A 24248-nucleotide genomic window follows, 5' to 3' on the forward strand; every position below is an offset into this window, starting at 1 on the left:
TCAGAGAGGTTCCTCTATGATGTAATCCTCCCACTCGTTCTCATCGATCTCGAACTCGGACACGGTCATGCCCTGCACCGAGACGCCCGCGCGATGCACCGTTGCGGGATCGCCCGAGATCAGCGGGTGCCAGTCATGGAGCGGCAGGCCCAGATGCAGCAGCCGGTAGGCGCAGGTCTGGGGCATCCAGTAGAGGTTCTTCTCGATGTTCGAGGGGCGGAGCGTGATGCATTCCGGCACGAACTGGTGCCGGATCTCGTATTGGCTGCACAGGCAGGTGTCGTCGTCCAGCAGGCGGCAGGCGACGCGGGTCAGGGCGACCTCGCCGGTCTCCTCGTCTTCCAGCTTGTTCAGGCAGCATTTGCCGCAGCCATCGCAGAGCGCTTCCCATTCCTTCCGGGTCAGCTGCTTGAGGCTGTATTTCTCCCAGAACTTGGGGCGCAGGCCCTTCTTGCGGTCGATCGGGTCGGTCATAGGGCGTCCAGAATGGCGCGGGCCTCGTCACAGTCACGGTCCATCTGGGCGATCAGCGCGTCGAGACCATCGAACCGCAGCTCGGGGCGCAGGTAGTCGATCAGCGCGACGGAGAGCGTGGCGCCGTAGAGGTCGCCGTGGAAGTCGAAGAAGTAGGTTTCGAGGTTCGGCTCCTGCCCGTTGAACATGGGCCGCATCCCGAGGGAGGCCGCGCCCTTGTACTGGCCCTTGTGCGGGCCATCGAGGACGTCGACCAGCACGGCGTAGACGCCGAACTTGGGCTGCTGCAAGCCGCGGATCCACATGTTTGCCGTGGGGAAGCCGAGGTCGCGCCCCCGCTGGTCGCCGGTCACCACGGTGCCCTCGATCCGGTGCCAGTGGCCCAGCATGGCGGCGGCATCGCGCGGGCGGCCCTCGGTCAGGGCCTCGCGGATCGCGGTGGAGGAGACATTGCCGGCCTCGCCCCGCAGCAGGGGCGCCACGGTGACGCCGAAGCCCATCTCGGCGCCGAAGGCCTGCAGATCAGCGACCGAGCCGGCACGGCCCTTGCCGAAGTGGAAATCACCGCCCACAACAACGTGGCGCAGGCCAAGGCCCTTGATCACCTTCTCGGCGAAATCACGCGGGCTTAGGGCGGCGAGGGCGGTGTTGAAGTTCAGCTCGTAGAGCGTCTCGACACCCAGCTTCTGGAGCCGGTGCGCCCGGGCGGCGGCACTTGTCAGCCGGAAGGCGGGGGCGTCGGGCGCGAAGAATTCACGGGGATGGGGCTCGAACGTCAGCACGCCGAGCGGGGCGCCGATCTCGGTCGCGGCCGCGCGGGCAAGGTCGATCACCGACTGGTGGCCGAGATGCACACCGTCGAAGTTGCCGATGGCGACGCAGGCCCCACGGTTTTCCGGGGCGACGAAGTGGTAATCACGCACGATCCTCATGGGCCGAGGGTTAGCCCCGGCGTGCAGGGGGCGCAAGGGGACAAGCGTCTTCCGGCCGGGCAGGGGCTGTGCGTGGGGTCACAGGGCAGGGGGCCGTGGTGCAGAACCGGGCTGTTTGCCGATCCCTCGACAGGGCGCGCCCAAGAATTTTCGAAAATTCTTCGAAGAATTCTGAGCGCAGGGTTTCGCGCGGAGCGTGTCGTTCAAAGGGTCCGCTGGCGGCGCGGCTGGACCCGGAAAATGCGCATTCTCCGGACCGGAATTTTTGAAAATTCCGGGATGGGACGCACCGGGGGCGCAGATGCGAAAACGAGGCCCTGTGGAGGCCCCGTTCTGCAGATGCGTATTTCTGGAAAGATGAAGCTCAGCCCGCGCGGGTCGGGGCCAGCACCATGCCTTCGCCGATCAGGACCTTTTTGCCGTCCACGAGGCAGCGGCAGTCGAGTTTCACCCGGCGCTTGGCGTGGTTGATCTCGAGTACCTCGACCTCGGCCCGGACGATGTCGCCGGGGCGCACGGGGGCGAGGAAGGTCAGCGACTGGTTCATGTAGATTGTGCCGTGGCCCGGAAGCTGTTCCCCGATGACGGCAGAGATCAGCCCGGCGGTCAGCATCCCGTGGGCGATCCGCCCGTGGAAGATCGACTGCTTCGCATATTCGTCGTCGAGGTGCACCGGGTTGTGGTCGCTGGAGACCTCGGCGAACATCTCGATGTCGCGGTCGGTCACCTGCTTCTCGAGGTGGCGCATCATGCCCACCTCGAGGTCTTCGAGGTAGATGGTTCCGCGCGGGGCTTGATCGAACATGGGACCCTCCGTGGGATTGGTCGAGTAATTTTGTGCTATACCATATCGTGGTTTCGGCAATTTAATTACCTCGCAGCCGCAGAAAGTCAAGGGGAGATGTGATCAGCGCAGTTTACCGATCGCGAAGGTCGGGGAAGACTTTTCCTTGTTAAGATAGTCATTTAGCGCGGTTTCGTCCGGTTGGACCTCGGTCAGCGTCTCTTTTGCCGCAAGGCCGCCGGTGATGAAGAGGGAATCGATCCCTTCGCCCATGGCGCCGAGGACGTCGGTCCGGATGCCGTCGCCGATGGCGATGATGCTGCTGTCCGGGATGTCCTTGCCGGTGGCCGCGAGGCGGCGGCGGGCCAGATCGTAGATCGGCGGGTGGGGCTTGCCGAAGTAAAGGCTTTCTCCACCCATCTCGGTGTAAAGCTCGGCAATCGCGCCGGCGCACCATTCGCGGGTCTCGCCGCGGTCCACCACGATGTCGGGGTTGGCGCAGAGCAGTTTCAGCCCCTTCTGCTTGGCCAGCAGAAGCTGCGGGCGCAGCACGGAGGGATCGGCGTGGGGATCGAAGGGGCCGGTGCAGACGATGCCCTCGGCCTCGTCCAGATCAACGCGTTCGATCGTGACGGGGTTGTCGATGATGTGCAGCGGTTCGAAGAAGGCCGTCTCCTCGGGCACACCGATGTGGAAGACCTTGGAGCCGACGGCGCCTTCGAACATGGCGGCGCGGGCGCTGTCACCGGAGGTGGTGATCGTGTCCCAGGCGTCGCGGGCGACGCCGAAGTGGTCCAGTTGAACCTCCACGCTGGCGCGCGGGCGGGGCGAGTTGGTGACGAGGACGACGGTGCCGCCGGCAGCGCGGTACGCCTGAAGGGCCGCCACCGCTTCGGGCAGGGCTTTCACGCCATCGTGGACGCAGCCCCAGAGGTCGACAAAGGCGGCGTCGTAGTTGGTGGAAATGTCGGCGAAGGAGGCGACGATGCGGGTCATGGGGTCCTCGCAAAGGAAAAGTGGGTTCGGCCTTGGTATGGCCGATCCTTGCCGCGGGGGCCAGAGGGGGCGGTTCTGGGGCGGGGACTTGGGCGAGGACTTGGGCCAATTGTCATCGGACCGTCATGTTGCGCAGCAGCGTCCCGCCCTGAAACGCGGCAATCGGAGGGTGATGCACGGGCGCAACGGCCGCCGCCCTGCGCCGGGTGCGACAGTCTGTCGGGGGAACCGGGGCGGCGCCTCGCCCGTTGTTCAGCAAAACGACCTGAGCAGGAGAAGAAACGATGCAATACGAGGTCACTGAAAACTGGACCGCAACGGCTGCCGATCCGATCAAGGTGCGTGCAGGGGATCCGGTCGAACTGGACGGGCGCTCGGACGAGCGTGACGGTCATCGCTGGCTCTGGGCCCGGTCCCGGACAGGCGGCGAAGGCTGGGTGCCCGAGGCGCTGCCGATGCCGGCCCCGGAGGGCTATGTCGCGACCGTGGATTACACGGCACGCGAACTGAGCTGCAAGGCGGGCGAAGTGGTCCGCGCCGTCAGCGAAGGGCATGGCTGGGCATGGTGCGAGAACGCGGATGGTGCAAGCGGCTGGGTGCCGCTGGACCACCTGCGGATGCAGCGCGCAGGGTACCGGGCACACTGAAACGGGCCGAGCCGGGCGGAGGCTGAGATCGGTCGTGCTGAGGCGTGCCGCATAGGAGCGGTGCGCGACCGGCGGTTATGGCGGGGGAGCACCCCGACCAAGCCGAGGCGACCGGGCCCTGATGCCCATGGTCACCCGGTCTATCACAGATCGGATCGGTGTCGGCGCGACGCCTGCCTGCGACATGCAGCACGCAGCGCAGCGACACACGCGGACCACCAGACACGAGAAAGGGCGCCCCGAGGGGCGCCCTTCGTGTTCCGGACGCGAGGTCCTGACCGGAGAGGTCAGACCTTCAGCGACGGGATGATCTGCTTCTTGCGGCTCATGATGCCGGGCAGGACAACGGTGTCGCCCTCGACGGTGGCGCCGAAGCTCTTTTCCGCCACGGTCTTCACCAGATCGTTGGGGACCATCAGGGTGGCTTCTTCGTTCAGGATGTCCACGACGAAGAGCAGTACCTGATCCACGCCGTCTTCCGAAGCGACGGTCAGCATGGTTTCCATCAGGCTGTCCTTGCGGTCCAGCACGATCTTGGGTGCGGTGGTTTCCAGCACGGAGACGCGGAACTTGGTGCCGTCGACGGCGTATTCCTTGCTGTCCATCCGCAGCAGTTCTGCGTCGGAGAAGGCGGAGACGTCGGACTTGGCTTCGAACATCTCGGAGGCATAGGCCGACAGGTCGAGGTTCAGCTCAGCCGCCAGTTTCACGGCCAGGTCCTTGTCCTGGTCGGTCGTGGTGGGGGAGCGGAATTCCAGCGTGTCGGACAGGATGCACGACAGCATCAGGCCCTTGATCTGGTCGGTCATCTTGGCGCGGTTTTCGCCCATCAGGTTGTACATGATGGTCGCGGTGCAGGCGAGCGGCTTGATCGTGATGTCGATCGGGGCCTTGGTCTCGATGCCGCCGGTCAGCTTGTGGTGGTCGATGATCTGGATGATCTCGGCGTCGTTGATCGCGGCGGGCAGTTCGGCGGGGTTGTTGGTGTCCACGATGACAACCTGGTCGTCCGCGGTCACGTCCGAGATGATCTCGGGCTTGTCGCAGTTCCACTTCTCCAGGACGAAGGCGGCTTCGGTGTTGGGTTCACCGAGCAGCTTGGCCTCGGCCGGGGTGCCTTTCACCTCGGAAAGATACCAGGCCCAGATCAGCGGCGAGCCGGTGGAATCGGTGTCGGGGGACTTGTGGCCAAAAACCTTGATCGTCATTGAATGATCCGTCGATTGGTGTGTTGATTTGGCCAGCCTTATAAGCGGCATGTGCAGGGTTGTCACCCTGTTGAGCCGGTCGTCGGCAAAGGAATGCTGCGGCGCAGCGTCTCAGCGGAGTCTTGGCCGAAGGTCAGCCGCGCGGCTTGGCCCGCAGGGTGGGGTCGGCCTGCGTCGGGTCCTCTGGCCAGGGGTGCCTGGGGTAGCGTCCGCGCATGTCCTTGCGCACGTCGGCATAGGAGGAGGCCCAGAACCCGGGGATGTCCATGGTCACCTGCACCGGCCGTCCGGCGGGCGAGAGGAGGGTCACCCGCAGGGGCGTGCCCGCGACCGAGGGATGGGTTGTCTGGCCGAACATCTCCTGCAGGCGCAGGGTGATGCCCGGCGCCTCGCCGGCATAGTCGATGGCGATCTGGCGCCCCAGCGGCGTGGTGAACTTTGCCGGCACCGCCCGGTCGAGCGCCTGCATCTGGTCCCACGTCAGCCGTGCCCGCAGCGCGTCCAGCATGTCGAACCGGCGCCAGCCCTCGGCGTCGCGGACGCCGGTCAGATAGGGCAGCAGCCAGTCCTCGGCGCTCTCCAGCAGCGCGGCGTCGCTCATCTCGGGCAACTCCGGGTCCTCGGCGCGGGCCAGCGTGACCCGCGCGGCAAAGAGACGGGCCGGTTCCGACCACGTCAGCCCCAGATCGCGCACGCCGTCCAGCATCGTGCGGGCCACGGCCTCGGCGGGGGCCTCGCGCCAGATGCGATCCTGCAGGGCGATGGCGCCGAACATCTCGCGCTGGCGGGCCTCGACCCGGCGGTGGCGCCGCGACCAGGCCACGTGGTCGACCCAGGCGATCTGCTCGGTGAAGAGGCCGCGGATCTCGCCCTCGCCGATCTGCACGGCCTGTCGGATCGCGGCCTCGCGCGGGTCGCCGTCGGTGTCCGTCACCACGATCAGCCGGGCCCCGGCCAGCGGATCGCCGGGCTCCAGCTTCACGCCCTTGCCGCCCGAGAGCTGCCAACGCGGGTCATCGCCCGGGCGGCGCAGGCCGATCCGGTCGGGATAGGCCAGGGCCACCTGCTCCGCCAGGCCCAGCCCCCGTGGCCCGGGCGCGGCCCGGGACAGCCGTTTGCCCTCGTCGCGGATGCGGTGCAGGGCGCCCCCGTTCGGCTCGATCCCCCGGTCGCGGGCAAAGCGGCGCGGGTCGGCCAGTGCCTCCGCCCGCAGGGTCAGGTCTACCGAGACCCCGCGGGGCAGCGGGTCGCGATCGGCGATCAGCGCCGCCATCGGCGCGGCGTCCCGTCCGGCCCGGATCAGCATATGCGCGAGGCGCGGATGCAGCGGCAGGGCGGCCATCTCGCGGCCGTGGGCGGTGATCAGGTTCTGCCCGTCGAGCGCGCCCAGCATCCGCAGCAGGGCCTGCGCCTCGGCGAAGGCGCCCTCCGGCGGGGGCGTGAGGAAGGGCAGGTCGCCCGGTGCCGCCCCCCAGAGCGCCAGCTCCAGCGCCAGTCCGGCGAGGTCCGCCGCCTCGATCTCGGCAGGCGGGTAGGGGGCGAGCGCGCCTTCCTCGCCGCGGGACCAGAGACGATAGCAGGTGCCTTCCGCCACGCGGCCCGCGCGGCCTGCCCGCTGGGTCGCCTCGGCGCGGGTGACCCGCTCGGTCACCAGCCGCGCCATGCCCGAACCGGGATCGAAGCGGGACCGCCGCGCGCGGCCCGCGTCCACCACCACGCGGATATCCTCGATCGTCAGCGAGGTTTCGGCGATGGACGTGGCCAGCACGACCTTGCGCCCCTCTTTCACCGGGGCGATGGCGGCTCGCTGCGCGGCAAAGTCCATGGCACCGAAGAGCGGGCGCAGCTGGCACTCCGCCGGAAGGCGGCTCTTCAGTAGCGCCTCGGTGCGCCGGATCTCGCCCTCGCCGGGCAGGAAGACCAGCACGCCGCCCTCGGTCTCGGCGACGGCCTGCGCCACGAGGTCTGCGGTCGCCTCCGGCAGGCGGCTGCGGGGCGGCAGCGCCTTGTCGAGCCATCGGGTCTCCACCGGGAAGGCGCGGCCTTCCGAAGTCACGAGGGGCGCATCCTCCATCAGGGCCGCCACGGGGCCCGCGTCCAGCGTTGCGGACATGGCGACAAGGATCAGGTCCTCGCGCAGCGCCCCCGCAATCTCGAGGCAGAGCGCGAGGCCGAGGTCCGCGTTCAGGCTGCGCTCGTGGAATTCGTCGAAGAGCACGGCGCCCACGCCCGACAGCTCCGGGTCGGACTGGATCATCCGTGTTAGGATGCCCTCGGTCACCACTTCGATCCGCGTGGCCTTGGACACTTTCGCCTCGCCCCGCACCCGGTAGCCGACGGTCTGTCCCGCGCTTTCGCCCAGCGTCTCGGCCATGCGCTCTGCGGCGGCGCGGGCCGCGAGGCGGCGCGGCTCCAGCATCAGGATGCGGCCCTGCGCCAGCCCGGCGTCGAGAAGGGCCAGCGGCACGCGGGTGGTCTTGCCCGCGCCGGGCGGCGCCTGCAGCACGGCGCGGCCGCGGGCGCGCAGCGCGGCGATCAGGTCGGGCAGGGCGGCGTCGATGGGCAGGGACATGGCGCCTTATCCGACATCGGTCCGGTCCGGGCAATGGGGCCCGGCAGCGGGCGCGGCAGGGGGTGGGGGCGGTGCGACGACCCGCCGGGGTGGACTTGCCCGCGCGGGGGCGGCAAGAAGGGGGCCGGGGCGGCGATCCGGAGGGAGAGGCTTTGGACATCGGGCAGATGGCAGAGAAGGTCATCGCGGGCGACCGGCGCGCGTTGAGCCGGGCAATCACGCTGGTGGAAAGCGCACGCAAGGACCACCGCGAAGAGGCCGTGGCCCTGATCGAACGTCTCGCGCAGTCGGGCCGTCAGGCGTTGCGCATCGGGCTCTCCGGCACGCCGGGTGTCGGCAAATCCACCTTCATCGAAAGCTTCGGCATGATGCTGACGGCGCAGGGCCTGCGCGTCGCCGTGCTGGCGGTGGACCCGTCCTCGGCGCGCTCCGGCGGCTCGATCCTCGGCGACAAGACCCGGATGGAACGGCTCTCGCGCGATCCGAACGCCTTCATCCGCCCCTCGCCCAGCCAGACCCAGCTCGGCGGCGTGGCCCGCCGCAGCCGCGAGGCCGTGGCGATCTGCGAGGCGGCGGGTTTCGACGTGGTGCTGATCGAGACGGTGGGCGTCGGCCAGTCCGAAACCGTGGTGGCCGAGATGGCCGACCTCTTCATCCTGCTGTTGGCGCCCGCGGGCGGGGACGAACTGCAGGGCGTCAAGCGCGGGATCATGGAGATGGCCGACATCATCCTCGTGAACAAGGCCGACGGCGATCTCAAACCCGTCGCCACCCGCACCTGCTCGGACTACGCGGGCGCGCTGCGCCTGCTGCGAAAGCGTCCGCAGGACCCGCAGGGCTATCCCAAGGCGATGATGGTCTCCGCGATGGAGGAAACCGGCCTCCAGACCGCCTGGGAGGAGATGCAGGCCCTTACCGCATGGCGCCGCGAAAACGGCCATTTCGACGGGATGCGTGCGGCGCAGGCGCGCTATTGGTTCCGCGAGGACGTGCGCAACGCGCTGCTCTCGCAGCTCGACACGCCCGAGGCCCGCAGCCGGATGGCCGATCTCGCCGGGCAGGTCGGCACCGGCGGTCTCACCCCTGCGCGCGGGGCAGAGGAAATGCTGCGCTGGCTGCGCCGGACGTGACGCGCTCCATTTTCTTGCCCCAAATATCCTCGGGGGGTGGCCCCGCAGGGGCCGGGGGGCAGACAGCCCCCCGTGCGCGTTCAAGGCACGCCCGAACAACGAGCATTCAAACCCCGGCCAAGGCGGGATAGTTTGACCGACATGGATTCGGCACTCGACTGGCACACGGCAAGGGCCCTGCTGGAATGGCAGGTGGAACTCGGCGCGACCGAGGCGATCCTCGATGCGCCGGTGAACCGTTTCGACCTGCCCAAGGCCGAGCCCGCCGCCGTCACCCCCAAGACGAAGGATGGCCGCCCCGTCGCGCCGCCGCCCCCCGTCGACCGGGCCGAGCCCGACGCGGTGGAGATCGCGCGCCATGCGGCCCAGCAGTGCGGCAGCCTCGAGGCGCTGCAGGCGGCGCTGGCCGCCTACGAACATTGCGCGCTCAAGCAGGGGGCCAAGTCGCTGGTCTTCTGTGACGGCCACCCGGGCGCGAAACTGATGATCATCGGAGAAGCCCCGGGCCGCGACGAGGACCGCGAGGGCAAGCCCTTCGTGGGCCGCGCGGGCCAGTTGCTGGACCGGATGCTGGGCGCGATCGGGATGGACCGTCGCTCCGACGATCCGGCCAAGGCGGTCTATATCACCAACGTAATGCCCTGGCGCCCGCCGCAGAACCGCGATCCCGAGCCGAAGGAGATCGCGATGATGCTGCCCTTCCTCCAGCGCCACGTGGCGCTGGTGAAGCCGGACGTGCTGATCCTGATGGGCAATACCTCCTGCCAGGCCGGGCTGGGGCAGCGCGGCATCCTCAAGCTGCGCGGCCACTGGGCCGAGGCCTTCGGCCGCCCTGCCATGCCCATGACCCACCCGGCCTACCTGCTGCGCCAGCCGCTGGCCAAGCGCGAGGCCTGGGCCGACCTGCTGGCGATCCGCGCCCGGCTGAACGGCGCCTAGACCCGGCGCCCCGAACCTGCGTACGCACCCGCGCCCGCCCCGCGCCGTCGGGGCCCGCCAGAGACGACACTGACAGACGACCTGCTCAAGGAGTGGCCCATGGCCGAGGACAAGCCCTTCATCCCCGTCCGCATCGCGGTTCTCACCGTGTCCGACACCCGCTCGCTGGCCGAGGACCGCTCGGGCGACACGCTGGTGGCCCGGATCGAGGCGGCGGGCCATCACCTCGCCGCCCGGACGATCCTGCGCGACGACCGCGCCGCCATCGCCGATCAGCTGCGCGCATGGATCGCCGACAAGGAGATCGACGTGATCCTTTCCACCGGCGGCACGGGCCTGACCGGCCGCGATGTCACCGTCGAGGCGCACCGCGACGTCTACGAGAAGGAGATCGAGGCCTTCGCGACGGTCTTCACCATCGTCTCGATGAAGAAGATCGGCACCTCTGCCGTGCAGAGCCGGGCCACCGGCGGCGTGGCGGGCGGCACCTATCTCTTTGCGCTGCCCGGCAGCACCGGGGCCTGCAAGGATGCCTGGGACGAGATCCTCGTCCATCAGTTCGACTACCGGCACAAGCCCTGCAACTTCGTCGAGATCTTTCCCCGTCTGGACGAACACCTGCGACGGAAATGACAGGGGCCTGCGTAGGACCCTATACTTAAGATCGTAACGGGAACGTGGCTTGGCGAAAGCGACGTTGCCCTGTTGACTCATCCTGCCGGGCGTTCCGGCCGTAAGCCATTTGAAGACCTGACCGAGGTGCCATGCGTTTCCTGCGCCAGAGCTTGACCGGATTGTTCCTCCTCGCCCTCACTTTGGCGGGGCTGCTCTATGCCGGTGTCCTCGTGAAGGACGCGGTGCAGGACCGGATGAGCCAGGAACCCCGCATCCCGCAGGCGCGGGAACGGATCTTCACCGTCAACGTGGTGCCCGCGCAGGGCGAACGCATCGCCCCGGTGATGGAGGCCTATGGCGCCATCGCCAGCCGGCGCGAGCTTCAGATCCGCGCCGCCGCTGCCGGGCGACTGGTGGAACTGTCCGAGGCCTTCGAGGATGGCGCGGCGGTGACCGCCGGCGAGGTGCTGGCCCGGCTCGACCCGGCCCCGGCGCAGGCCGCGCTCGACCGTGCCGATGCGGACCTGATGGATGCCGAGGCCGAGCGTCGCGACGCCGAGCGCGCGCTGGAGATCGCCCGCGATACGCTCACCGCCGCCGAGGAACAGGCCGAGCTGCGCGCCGCGGCCTTCCGCCGTCAGAGTGACCTGCGCGACCGCGGCGTCGGCTCTGCCGCGCTGGTGGAGGAGGCCGAACTGGCCGCCTCCTCGGCCCGGCAGTCGGTGCTCTCGTCCCGCTCGGCGCTGGCGCAGGCCGAGGCGCGTGTGGATCAGGCGGATACCTCCCTTGCCCGGGCGCGGCTCACCCGCGCCGATCTGGCCCGCGATCTCGAGGACCTGACAATCACCGCGCCCTTCAACGGCACGCTCAGCGAAGTGGCGGGCGTCGAGGGTGGCCTCGTCTCGGCCAACGAACAGCTGGCGCTGCTGGTGGATGGCGACGCGCTGGAGGTCGCCTTCCGGGTCTCGACCCCGCAATACGCGCTGCTTCTGGATGGAAACGGAGATCTGCGCGACCTGCCGGTGACCGTGACGCTGGATGTCTATGGCGTAGCGCTTCAGGCGACGGGGCGGATCAGCCGCGACAGCGCGGCGGTGACCACCGGCCAGTCGGGACGCCAGCTCTATGCCCGGCTCGATCAGGCGCGCGGCCTCAAGCCCGGCGATTTCGTGACCGTCGCCATCGAAGAGCCGCCGCTCGACAACGTGGTGCGTCTGCCCGCCACGGCGATGAATGCCGCGGGTCAGGTGCTGGTCGTGGGCGCGGACGAGCGGCTGGAGCCGGTCATGGTCGAACTGGTGCGCCAGCAGGGCGACGATATCCTCGTGCGCGGCGACGGGCTGGAAGGCCGTGCCGTCGTGGCCGAACGCACGCCGCTTCTGGGCGCGGGCATACGGGTGCGCCCGGTCTATCCGGCGGGGCAGGAGCCCCGGCAGGAGGCCGCCGTGGACGATGCCGAGCTGATCGAACTGACCGACGACCGCCGTGCCCGGCTGATCCAGCTGATCGAGGCCAACCCCCGGATGCCGGAGGACGTGAAGGCCCGCATCCTCGGGCAGCTGAACCAGCAACGTGTGCCCGCCAAGGTGGTGGCCCGCATCGAAGACCGGATGGGAGGCTGACCCATGGCCCACCGGGAGGAGCGCGATCTGGGCGAGGCGAAGGGCATCCTGTCCTATTTCACCCGCCACCGCACCGCTGCCAACCTGCTGCTGGTGGTGCTTCTGGCCCTTGGCGTCGCCGCCGTACCCCGGATGCGGGCGCAGTTCTTCCCCGACGTGGTGATCGACGACATCGACGTCTCGGTCAGCTGGGACGGGGCCGGGGCGGAGGACGTGGATGCCGCCATCGTCCAGCTGCTGGAGCCCGCCCTGCTGGCGGTGGAGGGCGTCTCGGCAACCTCTTCGATGTCGCGCGAAGGCTCGGCCCGGGTGACGGTGGAGTTCGAACCGGACTGGGACATGGCCCGCGCCGTCAACGACGTGCAGACCGCCGTGGACGCCGTGACCAACCTGCCGGAGGAGGCCGACGATCCGGAAGTCAGCCGCGGCGGCTGGCGCGACCGGGTCACCGACGTGGTGATCACCGGGCCCGTCGGCGCCGAACAGCTGGGCAATTTCGCCGATGAATTCGTCACCCGCCTCTTTGCCGAGGGGGTGACCCGCACCACGATCCGGGGCGTCGCCGCGCCCAACACGGTGATCGAGGTGCCCTCGATCAACCTGATCGCCCATGACGTCACCATGCGCGAGATCGCGGATGCCATCGGGGCCGAGGTGGACGCCGATCCCGCGGGCGATGTCACCGGGGCCAATGCCCGCGTCCGCACCGGGATCGAGAAACGTTCTGCCGATCAGATCGCGGGCATCGTCCTGCGGACGAACGAGGACAATTCGAACTTGACCGTGGGCGACGTGGCCACGATCCGGGTGGAGGGCTCAAGCTACAAGCGCTCCTACTACGTGGGCGACAACCCGGCGATCTCGATCCGGGTGGACCGCTCCGAGAAGGGCGATGCGATCAAGATCCAGCATCAGGTGGAGGAGGTCGCCGCCGAGATGCAGCCGACCCTGCCCGAAGGCACCTCCATCGACCTGATCCGCACCCGGGCGGAATCGATTACCGCGCGGCTCGATATCCTCGTGGACAACGGGCTGATGGGGCTGGTGCTGGTGGTGGCGCTGCTCTTCCTCTTCCTCAACGCGCGCACGGCGGTCTGGGTCGCGGCGGGCATCCCGGTGTCGATGTTGACGGCCATCGCGCTGATGTATGTCTCGGGCCTGACGATCAACATGATCTCGCTCTTCGCGCTGATCATCACCATGGGCATCGTGGTGGATGACGCCATCGTGGTGGGCGAACATGCGGATGCCCGTCTGCGCCGCTATGGCGAGGGCCCGATCCGCGCCGCCGAAACCGCCGCCCGCCGCATGGCGATGCCGGTCTTCTCGGCCACGCTGACCACGGTGATCGCCTTCTTCGGGCTGACGGTGATCGGCGGGCACTTCGGCTCGATGATCAGCGACATTCCCTTCACGGTGATCGTGGTGCTGCTGGCCTCGCTGGTGGAATGTTTCCTGATCCTGCCCAACCACATGTCCCACGCCCTTGCCCATGCGGGCGAACGGCACTGGTACGATGCGCCCTCGCGCTTCGTGAACCGGGGCTTCGACTGGATGAGCCTGCGGCTCTTCCGCCCGCTGATGGCCGGGGTGATCTGGGCGCGCTACCCGGTGCTGGCCCTCGTGATCGCGATCTTTGCCTCGCAGGTGGCGGTCTTCATCCGGGGCGACGTGCCATGGCGCTTCTTCAACTCGCCGGAGCAGGGCTCGATCTCGGGCAATTTCGCCATGGTCGAGGGCGCCTCGCGCGAGGACACCTTTGCCATGATGCGCGAGATGCAGCGCGCCACCAACGCCGTCGCCAAGCGCTACGAGGAGAAATACGGCCGCAACCCGGTGGACTATGTCCTGACCGAGGTCGGCGGCAGCACCGGGCGTGGCCTCACGGGGACGGAGAACAAGGACAGCGAGTTGCTCGGCTCCATCGCGATCGAGCTGATCGACGCAGACCTGCGGCCCTATTCCAGCTTCGCCTTCCTCGGCGATATCCAGGAAGAGGTGCAGCAGACCCCGCAGGCCGAGGTCGTGTCCTTCCGCGGCATGCGCTCCGGCCCCGGGGGCGATGCGCTGGACGTGCAGTTCTACGGCGCCAATGCCGAGACGCTGAAGGGCGCCTCCGAGGCGCTGAAACAGGCGCTGCTGCCTTACCCGGAAGTCTCGGCGGTGGAGGACAACCTCTCCTACGACAAGGAAGAGCTGATCCTCGAGCTGACGCCGCAGGGGCAGGTGCTGGGCTTCACCACCGCCGATCTGGGTACCGTCCTGCGCCACCGGCTGAACGGGATCGAGGCGGCGACCTATCCCGACGGGCCGCGCAGCGCGACGATCCGCGTGGAACTGCCCGAGGATGAGCTGACCGCCGACTTCCTGACCCGCATCCAGCTGCGCACCGCCTCGGGCGCCTATGTCCCGCTGGCAGATATCGTGCGGGTCGAGCGGCGGTCCGGCTTCTCCACCGTGCGGCGCGAGAACGGGCTGAGGGTGCTGTCGGTCAACGGCGACATCTCCGAGGACGACCCGGCCCGCGCGACCGAGATTTCCCGTGCGCTGGAACAGGAGATCCTGCCCGATGTCGCCTCGCGCTTCCAGGTGGACTGGCGCATGGCGGGGCTGAGCGAGCAGGAGGACGAATTCCTCGGCGATGCCTTCACCGGGCTGGTGATGGTGCTGACGGGGATCTACCTGACGCTGGCCTGGGTCTTCTCCAGCTGGACGCGGCCGCTGGTGGTGATGGCGATCATTCCCTTCGGGCTGGTCGGCACGATCTACGGCCATGCTCTGTGGGATGTGCCCATGTCGATGTTCACCGTCGTGGGCCTCCTGGGGATGACCGGGATCATCATCAACGATTCCATCGTGCTGGTGACGACGATCGACGAATACGCCGAGAAGCGCGGCCTCTTCCCCGCGATCATCGAGGGGACGGCGGACCGGCTGCGGCCTGTCCTGCTGACCACGCTGACCACGGTGCTGGGCCTTGCGCCGCTGCTCTACGAAAGCTCCTCGCAGGCACAGTTCTTGCGGCCCACGGTGATCACGCTGGTCTACGGCCTCGGCTTCGGCATGGTGCTGGTGCTGCTGGTGGTGCCCGCGCTGATGGCGATGCAGCACGATTTCCGGCGCCAGATGACGGCGCTGCGCCGGGCGCTGCGCGGCAGCGGGCGGGCCAGTGGCCACCCCGCGCGGGCGATGCAGAGGCTGCTGGCGGCGGGCGTCCTGCTGGTGCTGGGCTGGCTGGGGGCGACCATGGGCTGGGTCGCTGTCACCGGCGCGCTGCCCACGTGGCTGGCAGTGCTGCTTCCGCGGGCGGGCGCCGCGCCGATGCTGGCGGCCATGGCGGTTTTCGTCGCAGGCGCGCTGGCGCTGTCGATCCTGCTCTTCGGGCTGGGGGCCGGGGGCGTGGCCCTGCGGCGCCGTGGCCACGCCTGATGAGCGCGGGGCCGTGCGGCGCTGTCCGGTTTCTTCGAAGAAACCGGTCCGGAAAATTCGAATTTTCCGGTCAGGGCCGCAGGCGGCACGATCATTCAGGCGTTTCGGAAGGGCTCAGCCCGCGCAGCCGCGGATATCGACCGCGTGGTCCTTGCCCAGCACGGTAATGCGCAGCTGCGACCGGTCCAGCGCAAAAGGCTTGCCGGAGTTGTGGATCAACTCGGTTTCGGCCACCAGCTTGCGGCCCGATCGCGTGGTCTGCGCCGGGGCCACCCAGACGCTGGGGTTCGGGGTCTCGATCACGGCGACCTCATGCCCGCCGGTGGAGGGCATCTCGATCTCGGCGGTCAGCTTGATCCCGTCCTCGCCCGGTGCGATCCGGCAGCTGACGCGGCCGACCTGCGCCTCGCGGGCGGTATAGGGCTGATCGGCGAGCGCCGCCGCAAGGGCCGCGCTGCGCACGCCTGCGCCCTCGACAGCCCCGTCGAGGTCCAGCGTCGTCAGCATGCAGGTCTCCTGGCAGACGCCCAGTTCGACCTCGCCCTCCAGCCGCACGGGGGCGGCGTCATCGCGGGGATAGATCCGCAGCGGCAGGATCACGCGATCCTTGTAGCCGATGGTCTGGTAGCCGCCGCTGTCGAAGATCGAGGGCGTGGGCCACATCACCTCGACCCGGTCGAGGTTGCGGGACCCGCGCCAGTCGAAGCTGGGCGGCACGCCCGCATCGCCCGGAGCGCGCCAGTAGGTCTTCCAGCCGGGGGCGAGGTCCAGTTCCAGTCCGGCCATGTGGCTGCCGTCTGGCAGGCGCCAGCCCTCGACCAGCCGTGCCGAAATGGTCGTGCCGAAGGTCGCCGGGCTCTCCGCGAGGGAGGCGACGGGCATCAGCGCCGCGCAGGCACTGCCCAGAAGCGCCATCAGGCGGCTCCGGCGGAAGGGATGGACTGTCTCGCTCATGCCCAAATCGATGCGCCATTCCTCAGCTTCGGACAACTCACATTCAGGCGAGAGCACTGTCATATTCCAAAGCGGCTTGTCAGTGACGCCTTTTGGCATCATGCTGATACGTATTGGAACAGGCATTAGGCGAACGGCAGGCAAATCTTGGCAGATATCTCCAATTTGACAGGGCAACTTCTGATTGCCATGCCTGGGTTGAGGGATGAACGTTTCGAACGTGGTGTGATCCTGCTGTGCGCACACTCCGGCGATGGCGCGATGGGGCTCATGGTGAACCATCCCTCCCGCGATGTGCGTCTCTCGGACATGCTGGAACAGCTCAACATCGACAAGCCGGGGCTGGAGGATGACCTGATTGTCTATGCCGGCGGCCCGGTCGAGCCGGAGCGCGGCTTCGTCTTGCATTCGGCCGATTATTCCTCTGTGCTTTCAACGATCAACGTGCGTTCGGGCATCTGCCTGACGGCCACGCGCGACATCCTCGAAGACGTCGCTGGCGGCAATGGCCCGCTCGAGACGATGGTCGCGCTGGGCTATTGCGGCTGGGGGCCGGGGCAGCTCGAACGGGAGCTGTCGGAGAACGGCTGGCTGCTGGGCGAAGCGAGCGCGGAACTGGTCTTCCACGCGCCGGACGAGCGCAAGTGGGATCTGTCGATGCAGGCGCAGGGAATCTCGCCGCTCAACCTTTCCGGGCAGGCTGGCCACGCCTGACGTGACTTGGCGTCATGTTGCCCTTACGGAGCATAGGATGTCGATTCGGGGGTATCCCTCGGTGCGGCGGCGCGGCGCAGCCGGTCATTGATCGCCCGGCCCAGCCCACGATCCGGCACCGGGGCCACGGCGATTCGCTCGGCCCCGGAGCGGTCCAGTTCATGCAGGCAGTGGAAAAGCCGCGCGGCGGCTTCCACCATGTCGCCCGAGGCCGAGAGGGTCATCGCGCCCTCGGCGCCTGCGGGCAGGGGGCCGAAGCCGAGGTAGGTCTCGCCCGGTTCGGGCGCGACGGCCTCCAGCCGGACCCGTCCCTTCGGCGCGTAATGCGAGGTCATCTGGCCGGGTGCGGTGATCCCTGCCGCCGCTTCGGGGGGCAGAGGCATTTCGCCCAGCATTTCGGCGAGGGCTTCGGCAGGCAGGCCGCCGGGACGCAGCAGGCGGGGACTGTCCCCGTTCAGGCCGAGGATCGTGGATTCGACGCCCACGGCACAGGGCCCGCCATCCAGCACCGCCTCGATCCGGCCGTCGAGGGATTCCATCACATGGGCGGGCTCCGTCGGGCTGACTCGGCCCGAGGGGTTGGCCGAGGGCGCGGCCAGCGGGCCGCCGAAGCGTAGCAGCAGGTCGCGCGCCAGCGGATGCGCCGGCACCCGCAGCGCCACGCTGTCGAGGCCCGCGGTGACCAGCGGCGAGAGCCCGGCGTTTTCGGCCAGCGGCAGGACCAGCGTCAGCGGGCCGGGCCAGAAGGCCTGCGCCACGGCCTCGGCCCGGTCATCCCATGTCACCAGACGGCGCGCGGTGGCCACGTCCGGCAGGTGCACGATCAGCGGGTTGAAGCGCGGCCGGCCCTTGGCCTCGAAGATCCGCGCCACGGCCACGTCCGAGCGCGCATCGGCGGCCAGCCCATAGACCGTCTCGGTCGGCATCGCGACGAGGCCCCCGGCCCGCAGGATGGCGGCGGCGCCGTCCTTTCCGGTGTCGTCGGCGGGCAGGAGACGGGTCTGGTACATTGCGCGGGGCACCTCGGGCCGGGGTCAGGGATGGGGGGCCGGTCTCACCGGCCTTCGGACGCCACGTCGAGAAGCGACGCTATGACGCTGCGTTCCAGTTGATGACAGGGGGCGCGCTCATACGATACGTCCCACCCAGTTGTTACAGGCGCTCAGCCGCTATGCCAAGGTGCCGAAGGGGAGGACACAAGCCATGCCGTATCAATCGCCCGTGCGCGACTTCACGTTCCTGTTCGACAAGGTCGTCGGCCTCGATCAGGTTTCCGCAACCGAGATGTTCGCGGAAGCGACCGCCGAAACCGTCGAGGCGATCCTGACGGAAGCGGCCCGCCTGAACGACGATATCCTCGCCCCGCTGCGCCGGAATGGCGATCTGCATCCTGCCGTGCTGGAGAACGGCGTGGTGCGGACCTCGCCCGGGTTCAAGGACGGCTACAAGGCGATTGCCGAGGGCGGCTGGGTTGGCATTTCCGCGCCTGAGGAGTTCGGCGGCATGGGTTTGCCGCTGGCGATCAGCACCGCCTTCAACGACATGATCAGCGGCGCCTGCCTGTCGCTGGGTCTGAACCCGCTGCTGACGCAGGGCCAGATCGAGGCGCTGGAACATCACGCCAGCGACGAGATGAAGGCGCTTTACCTGCCCAAGCTGATCAGTGGCGAATGGACCGGCACCATGAACCTGACCGAGCCGCAGGCCGGGTCGGACGTGGGCGCGCTGCGCTCCAAGGCAGAGCCGCTGGGGGATGGCACCTATGCCGTCTCGGGGCAGAAGATCTTCATCTCCTGGGGCGATCACGACCTTGGCGGCAACGTCTGCCACCTCGTGCTGGCGCGGCTGCCTGACGGCGCGCCGGGCACCCGTGGCATCAGCCTCTTCATGGTGCCCAAGTACCTGCCCAAGGAAGACGGCTCGCTGGGCGCGGCAAATTCGCTGCGCGTCGTCTCGCTGGAGCACAAGATGGGCCTGCATGGCTCGCCGACCGCGGTGATGGAATTCGACGGTGCCAAGGGCTGGCTGGTGGGCGCACCCCACAAGGGCATGGCCGCGATGTTCACCATGATGAACAATGCCCGCCTTGGCGTGGGCGTGCAGGGCATCGGCTCGGCCGAGGGGGCCTATCAGGCGGCGCTGGAATATGCGCTGGACCGCAAGCAGGGCAAGACGCCGGTCGAGGGGCCGGGCGGGATCATCGACCACGCCGACGTGCGCCGGATGCTGCTCACCATGAAGGCCGAGATCTTCGCCTCCCGCGCGATCGCGCTTGCCTGCGCCGTGGCGCTGGACATGGGCCGGGCCACCGGCGAGGCCGACTGGAACGCCCGCGCGGCCTTCCTGACGCCGATCGCCAAGGCCTTTGGCACCGATGTCGGCTGCCGGGTGTCCGACATGGGCGTGCAGGTACACGGCGGCATGGGCTTCATCGAAGAGACCGGCGCGGCTCAGTTCTTCCGCGACGTGCGCGTCACCGCGATTTACGAGGGCACCAACGGCATTCAGGCGATGGACCTCGTGGGCCGCAAGATGATGGACGGCGGCGAGCAGGCCTATGGCCTCCTTGAGGAAATCCAGTCCCTTGCGGAAAGCGCCCGCACCAGCCACGCCGCCCTGGCCGAGCCGGTCTGGCAGGCGGCGGAAACCCTGCGCGAGGCCACCGAATGGATGGTGGGCCAAGAGATGAACGACCGCTTCGCAGGCTCCGTGCCCTATCTTGGGGCTTTCGCCCGCGTGCTGGGGGGCTATTATCACCTCAAGGCCGCCATCGCCGAAGAGGGCGAGGCGGGCCCCCGGCACAAGCTGGCGCAGTTCTACGTGGACCGCCTGCTGCCGGAACACAGCGCATTGGCCACCCACGCGATGGCCGGGGCCGAAGGGCTCTATGCACTCAGCATCGAGGAGCTGACCGGCACATGATGGATGGCGCAGCGGGCATGATCCGCACACCCTGGGACACTCCCCCGGAACCGGGCGAGGCGATCGAGGTGGCGGAGGGCGTGCTCTGGCTGCGGCTCCCCCTTCCGATGGCGCTGGACCATGTGAATGTCTATGCGCTGGACGAAGGCGATGGCTGGACGATCATCGACACCGGCATCTGGAACAAGCGCTGCCTTGCTGCGTTGCAGGCGGCGCTTGACGGCCCGCTGGCGGGCAAGCCCGTGCGGCAGGTGGTGCTGACCCACCACCACCCCGATCACGCGGGCCTTGCCGGCTGGCTGATGGAGACGCAGGGCGCCTCGCTGGCCGCCACCCGGACCAGCTGGCTCACCACGCGGATGCTGCAACTCGACGAGGAGACGGAAGCCTCTGCCGCCTCCGTGGCCTACTGGACGGCGGCGGGTCTCAGCCCCGAGATGCTGGCCCGCAAGCGGTCCGAGCGACCCTTCAACTTCAAGGACATGGTCTGGCCCATCCCCACCGGCTACACTCGGCTGAAGGACGGGCAGCGCTGGCGAATGGGCGGGCGCGACTGGATCATCCGCACCGGCGATGGCCACGCGCCGGAACACGCGACCTTCTGGAGCCTCGACGACAATCTCGTCATCGGCGGCGACCAGCTGCTGCCCTCGATCAGCGCGAACATCGGCGTCAATGCCTCGGAGCCCGAGGCCAACCCGCTGGCCGAATGGCTCGACAGCTGCGCCCGCTTTGCCGATCACGCCCGCGAAGACCAGCTGATCCTCGGCGGGCACAAGCTGCCCTTCACCGGCCTGCCCCTGCGCCTGCGCCAGATGTCCGAGAACCATTACGGGGCGCTCGCCCGGCTGCGCGATCATCTCGCCACGCCGCGTGTCGCGGTGGAGTGTTTCCCGCCGCTCTTCAAGCGCGCCATCGATGAACGTGTTTTCGGCCTCGCATTGGTGGAAACCGTGGCACACCTGAACTACCTCCTCGAGGACGGACAGGCGACACGGCGCAAACGGGAGGACGGGGCGTGGCTATGGGAGAGGACATAAGGACGGTGGCCGAAGCGGCGGAGGAGCATTGCCCGCGCCGCCACGAGGCCCATGCCGACCCGTCCCTCGCCCCCACGGTGGAACTGCCCGCGCAGGTCACCACCAAGCCGCAGCGCGCCAAGAGCCCGGCGGAATGGGCCTATGAACGGCTGATCCTCTATATCCAGAACTTCGAGTCCACGCTCGACGCCGAACACGAGGTCGCCATGGGCTTTGCCGGCTCCGACGCGGGCGTGCTGCGGATCGAGGGCATGGGGTTCTTCGAGCCCGACATCGTCACCTTCTACGGCTCCGATGCGGGCGGGGCGAAGACCCAGCTGATCCAGCACGTGAGCCAGCTCTCCGTGATCCTGCGCGCCATGCCCAAGGCCCAGCCCGCCGTGGCGCCCCGGCGCATCGGCTTCCGCCTTGCCGCGGATCTGGAACAGGAGGCGGAAAAGGACGCGCCCGCAGTGTCGCAGGGCGGACAGGACTGATGACAGCTCTTCTGATTTCGGCTAACAAATTCGGGATTTGGCGTCTCGTCGACGCGCATCAGGGACCCGGTCACCGACCGGACAGGAGAGGAAGCGACCATGGCAGAACACAAGCACGGAACGATGAACATCGAACCGCAGGAAAAGACCTTCGACGGGTTCATCACCACGACCAAGGTGGTTGTGGGTATCGTCTTTGTCGTCCTGCTGATCATGGCTGTCTTCAACAGCTGATCCCCTCCTCTTCATCGCGTGGGGCCATCGGGCCCCGAAACGGAACGGCTCGTGGAGGAGGCGGGCCCCAACGGGAGACGACCCCCGCATGATTCGCCTTCTTCTGGTTCTCGCGGCCGTTCTCGGTCTCGCGGCCTGCGCCAACAATCCGACCTCTGCGCCCACGGCCGAGGTGACCCGTGCAGCCTATTCGATGCCCGGCCAGCCCGAGCTGAAGCTGATCACGATGATCTCGAACCGCACCGGCAAGGGCGGCCACACCGCGCTGCTGATCAATGCCTCGCAGCGGGTGATCTTCGACCCGGCAGGGTCCTTCCACCATCCCCAGACGCCGCGGTCGGGTGACGTGCTCTACGGTATCTCTCCGGCCTTCGAGGACGGCTACCTGCGGATGCACGCCCGGCCCGAGTATCACGCCGTGGTGCAGACGATCACCGTCTCGCCCGAGGTGGCGGAGAAGGCGCTGCAACTGGCGCAGGCCAATGGCCCGGCGCCCGGCGCCTATTGCGCGAACCACACCGCGCGGCTGCTGCGGCAGCTGCCGGGCTTTGAAAACGTGGATCAGACCTTCTATCCGCGTCTGCTGGCGATCAGCTTCTCCAAGCTGCCCGGCGTGCGCACGAACACCCTCTACGAGGAGTTCATCCCGGTCGCGGGGGCCGATAACGACTTCATGCCGAAACAGCGGATGGCGGCGCTTCAGTAAAGCAGCGTCAGCATCGCGGCGAGCGTCAGGGCGCCTGCCGCGATGGCCGCGAAGGTGTGCTTGGTCAGGACGCCGACCGCGATCGTGACGATGGCTGCGGTCAGCCGCGCGGGCTCCACCTCGCCGCCGTTGGCCGCGGGCCAGAGCACCAGCGGCGCCACCAGTGCCGGCAGCACCGCCACGGCGGTATAGCGCAGGTGGCGCAGCACCCACTCCGGCAGGGCCCGGTCCCCGATCACGCCTAGGAAGACGAACCGCAGGAAGAAACTGCCGATCCCCAGCAGGATCACGACGGTCCAAAGCTCGGTGCGGTCGATCATTTCGCGCCTCCGGTCATCATTTCCACCCGTGCACCGGCCATCATGCCCGCGATGGCGGCCACCATCAGGCCGAGGTTGTAGGGCATCCACGTCAGCACCAGCGACAGCGTGATCGCCACCAGCGCCGCGGCGAGGTGGGCCCGGGTCTTCAGCATCGGCGCCACCATCGCAAGGAAGGTGATCGGCAGCGCGAAGTCGAGCGCGAATTCGGGCGGGATCTGGTTGCCCACGAGGGCGCCGACAATGGTCAGCAGGTACCAGAACGGGCAGATCGCCGTCACGGTCCCGAGGAAATACCCCATCTTCTGGGGCGTCTCCCAGTCCGGGTGCTTGGGATAGGTCGACATGGCAAGCGCATAGGACTGGTCCACCGTCAGGTAGGCCGCCAGCGCCCGCTGCCACAGCGGCGCCGCGCCGAGGTGCGGCGTGAGCGAGGCGGAATACATCGCCATGCGCAGGTTCACCGCGAGGGCCGAGGCCAGCGCCACGAAGGTCGGCGCGTGGTCGGCCAGCAGGCCGATAGCCGTGAACTGGGCCGCGCCCGCGATCACCGCCAGCGAGACAGCGGTTGCCTCCAGCGCGTTGAGCCCCGCGTCCGCGGCCACCACGCCAAAGAGCAGGGCGAAGGGCCCGACCACGAGGACGAAGGGGGCGCCGTCGCGCAGACCCAGCCAGAAGGCGGATTTCGAGATGGTGGACATCGCAGGGAGACCTTGGGACAGAACTGCTGACCCGCCTACCTGCCGCCACGCCACGATGCAATCGCGCTCAGGCGCGGCGAACCGGGCCGTTCTGTGCAGCGTTGCGAAGACTGCCCGCGCGGGGCCCCCTCACGGGGCGTCTGCATCCACTGTTCGGAAATATCCTCGGGGGGAGGGCCCGCAGGGACCGGGGGGCAGACAGCCCCCCTTTCCGCGTGGGTCCGAAGCGCCCGGTCTCGGGTCAGCGCAGGCCGGTCTCTTCCAGCATGCCGCGGCGCTTGGCCTCGTAGTAGTAGCCGCTGGCATACCATTTGACGGCAGTGTCGTAGGAGCCGTCGGCCAGCAGCCAGGCGCCCCGGAGGTATTTCACCGCGTACTTGAGGTTGGTTTCGGCATCGAGCAGGTCGCTCGGCTTGCCCGCGAAGCCCATCGAGCGGGCCGTGGCGGGGAGGATCTGCAGCAGGCCGTAGTAAGGGCCGTTGCGAGCCTCGGGGCGGTGGGTGCTCTCGCGCACGACCAGCCGCTGCACCAATGGCACCGGCACCTCGTAGGTGTCGGCGTACTTCACGATCAACTGGCGAAGTTCAGGCGTCTCATTGGGATAGAGCGGAGTCGCAAGGGCGCGGGTCACCTCGGGCGTCTCGTCGGGCGTGTGGCCACAGGCCACCAGCGGCAGGGACAGAGCAAGCGCGAGGCAAATCGTCTTCACGTGTCTGGTCATGGGATGCTCCGGCGCGGGATGCGCCACTCATCTCTCATTTACCTTATTTTGCTGGGCCGACAAAGCACGCTGCGCTGCGGCAATCTGACCGCAGGCGGAGCTTTGCCGAAGC

23 protein-coding genes are annotated in these 24248 nt (G+C 68.4%); 12 read left to right on the forward strand and 11 right to left on the reverse strand.

Features of this window, described 5'->3' with window-relative positions:
- The 4 genes from LCM32_RS09550 to LCM32_RS09565 all read right to left on the reverse strand — a co-directional run bounded on the left by LCM32_RS09550 (position 1) and on the right by LCM32_RS09565 (position 3186).
- Positions 1 to 474: a YcgN family cysteine cluster protein gene (locus LCM32_RS09550; protein WP_224820816.1), complete on the reverse strand. Its 474-nt coding sequence runs from the start codon at positions 472 to 474 to the stop codon at positions 1 to 3.
- The gene (locus LCM32_RS09555; RefSeq protein ID WP_224820817.1) at positions 471 to 1406 is read right to left on the reverse strand and encodes a bifunctional riboflavin kinase/FAD synthetase; all 936 of its coding nucleotides are present in this window, start codon (positions 1404 to 1406) and stop codon (positions 471 to 473) included. The genes LCM32_RS09550 and LCM32_RS09555 overlap by 4 nt, the downstream gene beginning before the upstream one ends.
- 364 nt (positions 1407 to 1770) lie before the next feature.
- Positions 1771 to 2211, reverse strand: coding sequence for a MaoC family dehydratase (locus LCM32_RS09560; protein ID WP_224820818.1), 441 nt, complete (start codon positions 2209 to 2211; stop codon positions 1771 to 1773).
- Positions 2212 to 2313: 102 nt separating this feature from the next.
- Positions 2314 to 3186: a TIGR01459 family HAD-type hydrolase gene (locus tag LCM32_RS09565; protein WP_224820819.1), complete on the reverse strand. Its 873-nt coding sequence runs from the start codon at positions 3184 to 3186 to the stop codon at positions 2314 to 2316.
- A gap of 284 nt (positions 3187 to 3470) precedes the next feature.
- Here LCM32_RS09565 and LCM32_RS09570 point away from each other — a divergent pair, with 284 nt between their 5' ends.
- On the forward strand, positions 3471 to 3833 hold the full coding sequence (locus tag LCM32_RS09570; protein ID WP_224820820.1) for an SH3 domain-containing protein: 363 nt from the start codon (positions 3471 to 3473) through the stop codon (positions 3831 to 3833).
- A gap of 287 nt (positions 3834 to 4120) precedes the next feature.
- Here the strand turns inward: LCM32_RS09570 and LCM32_RS09575 are convergent, their stop codons facing one another.
- Together LCM32_RS09575 and hrpB are read right to left on the reverse strand one after the other, a co-directional pair.
- A complete protein-coding gene (locus LCM32_RS09575; RefSeq protein WP_224820821.1) occupies positions 4121 to 5041 on the reverse strand; it encodes a manganese-dependent inorganic pyrophosphatase in 921 nt (306 codons plus the stop codon).
- Positions 5042 to 5174: 133 nt separating this feature from the next.
- The gene (hrpB, locus tag LCM32_RS09580; protein ID WP_224820822.1) at positions 5175 to 7613 is read right to left on the reverse strand and encodes an ATP-dependent helicase HrpB; all 2439 of its coding nucleotides are present in this window, start codon (positions 7611 to 7613) and stop codon (positions 5175 to 5177) included.
- A 167-nt stretch (positions 7614 to 7780) separates the two neighbouring features.
- Here hrpB and meaB point away from each other — a divergent pair, with 167 nt between their 5' ends.
- The 5 genes from meaB to LCM32_RS09605 all read left to right on the forward strand — a co-directional run bounded on the left by meaB (position 7781) and on the right by LCM32_RS09605 (position 15348).
- A complete protein-coding gene (gene meaB / locus LCM32_RS09585; protein WP_412070673.1) occupies positions 7781 to 8743 on the forward strand; it encodes a methylmalonyl Co-A mutase-associated GTPase MeaB in 963 nt (320 codons plus the stop codon).
- A gap of 141 nt (positions 8744 to 8884) precedes the next feature.
- Entirely contained in the window at positions 8885 to 9682 is a 798-nt protein-coding gene (locus LCM32_RS09590; RefSeq protein ID WP_224820824.1) for a uracil-DNA glycosylase, read from the forward strand.
- A gap of 99 nt (positions 9683 to 9781) precedes the next feature.
- A complete protein-coding gene (moaB, locus tag LCM32_RS09595; RefSeq protein WP_224820825.1) occupies positions 9782 to 10315 on the forward strand; it encodes a molybdenum cofactor biosynthesis protein B in 534 nt (177 codons plus the stop codon).
- Between the two features lie 131 nt (positions 10316 to 10446).
- Entirely contained in the window at positions 10447 to 11919 is a 1473-nt protein-coding gene (locus tag LCM32_RS09600) for an efflux RND transporter periplasmic adaptor subunit (RefSeq protein WP_224820826.1), read from the forward strand.
- 3 nt (positions 11920 to 11922) lie between these two features.
- On the forward strand, positions 11923 to 15348 hold the full coding sequence (locus LCM32_RS09605) for an efflux RND transporter permease subunit (RefSeq protein ID WP_224820827.1): 3426 nt from the start codon (positions 11923 to 11925) through the stop codon (positions 15346 to 15348).
- Positions 15349 to 15462: 114 nt separating this feature from the next.
- On the opposite strand, the gene LCM32_RS09610 is transcribed toward LCM32_RS09605, so the two are convergent.
- On the reverse strand, positions 15463 to 16302 hold the full coding sequence (locus LCM32_RS09610) for a protein-disulfide reductase DsbD domain-containing protein (RefSeq protein ID WP_224820828.1): 840 nt from the start codon (positions 16300 to 16302) through the stop codon (positions 15463 to 15465).
- Between the two features lie 165 nt (positions 16303 to 16467).
- Here LCM32_RS09610 and LCM32_RS09615 point away from each other — a divergent pair, with 165 nt between their 5' ends.
- Positions 16468 to 17016, forward strand: a complete 549-nt coding sequence (locus LCM32_RS09615; RefSeq protein ID WP_318246187.1) for a YqgE/AlgH family protein — start codon at positions 16468 to 16470, stop codon at positions 17014 to 17016.
- Between the two features lie 23 nt (positions 17017 to 17039).
- On the opposite strand, the gene LCM32_RS09620 is transcribed toward LCM32_RS09615, so the two are convergent.
- Positions 17040 to 18026, reverse strand: a complete 987-nt coding sequence (locus LCM32_RS09620) for an L-threonylcarbamoyladenylate synthase (RefSeq protein WP_224820830.1) — start codon at positions 18024 to 18026, stop codon at positions 17040 to 17042.
- A gap of 193 nt (positions 18027 to 18219) precedes the next feature.
- On the opposite strand from LCM32_RS09620, the gene LCM32_RS09625 reads away from it, so the two are divergent.
- The 5 genes from LCM32_RS09625 to LCM32_RS09645 all read left to right on the forward strand — a co-directional run bounded on the left by LCM32_RS09625 (position 18220) and on the right by LCM32_RS09645 (position 22394).
- Positions 18220 to 19938, forward strand: coding sequence for an acyl-CoA dehydrogenase (locus LCM32_RS09625; RefSeq protein ID WP_224820831.1), 1719 nt, complete (start codon positions 18220 to 18222; stop codon positions 19936 to 19938).
- A complete protein-coding gene (locus tag LCM32_RS09630; protein WP_224820832.1) occupies positions 19935 to 20978 on the forward strand; it encodes an MBL fold metallo-hydrolase in 1044 nt (347 codons plus the stop codon). The genes LCM32_RS09625 and LCM32_RS09630 overlap by 4 nt, the downstream gene beginning before the upstream one ends.
- Positions 20963 to 21454 carry a DUF6173 family protein gene (locus LCM32_RS09635; RefSeq protein ID WP_224820939.1) on the forward strand — a complete coding sequence of 164 codons (492 nt, stop codon included), beginning with the start codon at positions 20963 to 20965 and terminating at the stop codon, positions 21452 to 21454. The genes LCM32_RS09630 and LCM32_RS09635 overlap by 16 nt, the downstream gene beginning before the upstream one ends.
- 99 nt (positions 21455 to 21553) lie before the next feature.
- Positions 21554 to 21688 (forward strand): aa3-type cytochrome c oxidase subunit IV, encoded by a 135-nt coding sequence (locus LCM32_RS09640; protein ID WP_224820833.1) that lies wholly within the window; start codon positions 21554 to 21556, stop codon positions 21686 to 21688.
- Positions 21689 to 21776: 88 nt separating this feature from the next.
- Positions 21777 to 22394, forward strand: a complete 618-nt coding sequence (locus LCM32_RS09645; protein ID WP_224820834.1) for a hypothetical protein — start codon at positions 21777 to 21779, stop codon at positions 22392 to 22394.
- Here LCM32_RS09645 and LCM32_RS09650 read toward each other — a convergent pair.
- From LCM32_RS09650 to LCM32_RS09660, 3 genes are all read right to left on the reverse strand, one after another.
- Positions 22388 to 22714 (reverse strand): AzlD domain-containing protein, encoded by a 327-nt coding sequence (locus tag LCM32_RS09650; protein ID WP_224820835.1) that lies wholly within the window; start codon positions 22712 to 22714, stop codon positions 22388 to 22390. The two genes, LCM32_RS09645 and LCM32_RS09650, sit on opposite strands and share 7 nt — an antisense overlap.
- Positions 22711 to 23415 (reverse strand): AzlC family ABC transporter permease, encoded by a 705-nt coding sequence (locus LCM32_RS09655; RefSeq protein WP_224820836.1) that lies wholly within the window; start codon positions 23413 to 23415, stop codon positions 22711 to 22713. The genes LCM32_RS09650 and LCM32_RS09655 overlap by 4 nt, the downstream gene beginning before the upstream one ends.
- Positions 23416 to 23656: 241 nt before the next feature.
- Positions 23657 to 24136: a transglycosylase SLT domain-containing protein gene (locus LCM32_RS09660; RefSeq protein WP_224820837.1), complete on the reverse strand. Its 480-nt coding sequence runs from the start codon at positions 24134 to 24136 to the stop codon at positions 23657 to 23659.
- Between the last annotated feature and the right edge of the window lie 112 nt (positions 24137 to 24248).

Origin of the sequence: Pseudooceanicola nanhaiensis (genome assembly GCF_020171315.1) — a bacterium.
GTDB lineage: Bacteria > Pseudomonadota > Alphaproteobacteria > Rhodobacterales > Rhodobacteraceae > Pseudooceanicola > Pseudooceanicola nanhaiensis_A.

Coding starts and splice junctions, on each gene's coding strand:
- LCM32_RS09645 (WP_224820834.1), top strand. CDS start 21,777: ATGATTCGCCTTCTTCTGGTTCTCGCGGCCGTTCTCGGTCTCGCGGCC.
- LCM32_RS09625 (WP_224820831.1), top strand. CDS start 18,220: ATGCCGTATCAATCGCCCGTGCGCGACTTCACGTTCCTGTTCGACAAG.
- LCM32_RS09630 (WP_224820832.1), top strand. CDS start 19,935: ATGATGGATGGCGCAGCGGGCATGATCCGCACACCCTGGGACACTCCC.
- LCM32_RS09605 (WP_224820827.1), top strand. CDS start 11,923: ATGGCCCACCGGGAGGAGCGCGATCTGGGCGAGGCGAAGGGCATCCTG.
- LCM32_RS09600 (WP_224820826.1), top strand. CDS start 10,447: ATGCGTTTCCTGCGCCAGAGCTTGACCGGATTGTTCCTCCTCGCCCTC.
- LCM32_RS09650 (WP_224820835.1), bottom strand. CDS start 22,714: ATGATCGACCGCACCGAGCTTTGGACCGTCGTGATCCTGCTGGGGATC.
- LCM32_RS09570 (WP_224820820.1), top strand. CDS start 3,471: ATGCAATACGAGGTCACTGAAAACTGGACCGCAACGGCTGCCGATCCG.
- moaB (WP_224820825.1), top strand. CDS start 9,782: ATGGCCGAGGACAAGCCCTTCATCCCCGTCCGCATCGCGGTTCTCACC.
- LCM32_RS09565 (WP_224820819.1), bottom strand. CDS start 3,186: ATGACCCGCATCGTCGCCTCCTTCGCCGACATTTCCACCAACTACGAC.
- LCM32_RS09555 (WP_224820817.1), bottom strand. CDS start 1,406: ATGAGGATCGTGCGTGATTACCACTTCGTCGCCCCGGAAAACCGTGGG.
- meaB (WP_412070673.1), top strand. CDS start 7,781: ATGGCAGAGAAGGTCATCGCGGGCGACCGGCGCGCGTTGAGCCGGGCA.
- hrpB (WP_224820822.1), bottom strand. CDS start 7,613: ATGTCCCTGCCCATCGACGCCGCCCTGCCCGACCTGATCGCCGCGCTG.
- LCM32_RS09620 (WP_224820830.1), bottom strand. CDS start 18,026: ATGTACCAGACCCGTCTCCTGCCCGCCGACGACACCGGAAAGGACGGC.
- LCM32_RS09660 (WP_224820837.1), bottom strand. CDS start 24,136: ATGACCAGACACGTGAAGACGATTTGCCTCGCGCTTGCTCTGTCCCTG.
- LCM32_RS09655 (WP_224820836.1), bottom strand. CDS start 23,415: ATGTCCACCATCTCGAAATCCGCCTTCTGGCTGGGTCTGCGCGACGGC.
- LCM32_RS09610 (WP_224820828.1), bottom strand. CDS start 16,302: ATGAGCGAGACAGTCCATCCCTTCCGCCGGAGCCGCCTGATGGCGCTT.
- LCM32_RS09590 (WP_224820824.1), top strand. CDS start 8,885: ATGGATTCGGCACTCGACTGGCACACGGCAAGGGCCCTGCTGGAATGG.
- LCM32_RS09560 (WP_224820818.1), bottom strand. CDS start 2,211: ATGTTCGATCAAGCCCCGCGCGGAACCATCTACCTCGAAGACCTCGAG.
- LCM32_RS09550 (WP_224820816.1), bottom strand. CDS start 474: ATGACCGACCCGATCGACCGCAAGAAGGGCCTGCGCCCCAAGTTCTGG.
- LCM32_RS09635 (WP_224820939.1), top strand. CDS start 20,963: ATGGGAGAGGACATAAGGACGGTGGCCGAAGCGGCGGAGGAGCATTGC.
- LCM32_RS09640 (WP_224820833.1), top strand. CDS start 21,554: ATGGCAGAACACAAGCACGGAACGATGAACATCGAACCGCAGGAAAAG.
- LCM32_RS09575 (WP_224820821.1), bottom strand. CDS start 5,041: ATGACGATCAAGGTTTTTGGCCACAAGTCCCCCGACACCGATTCCACC.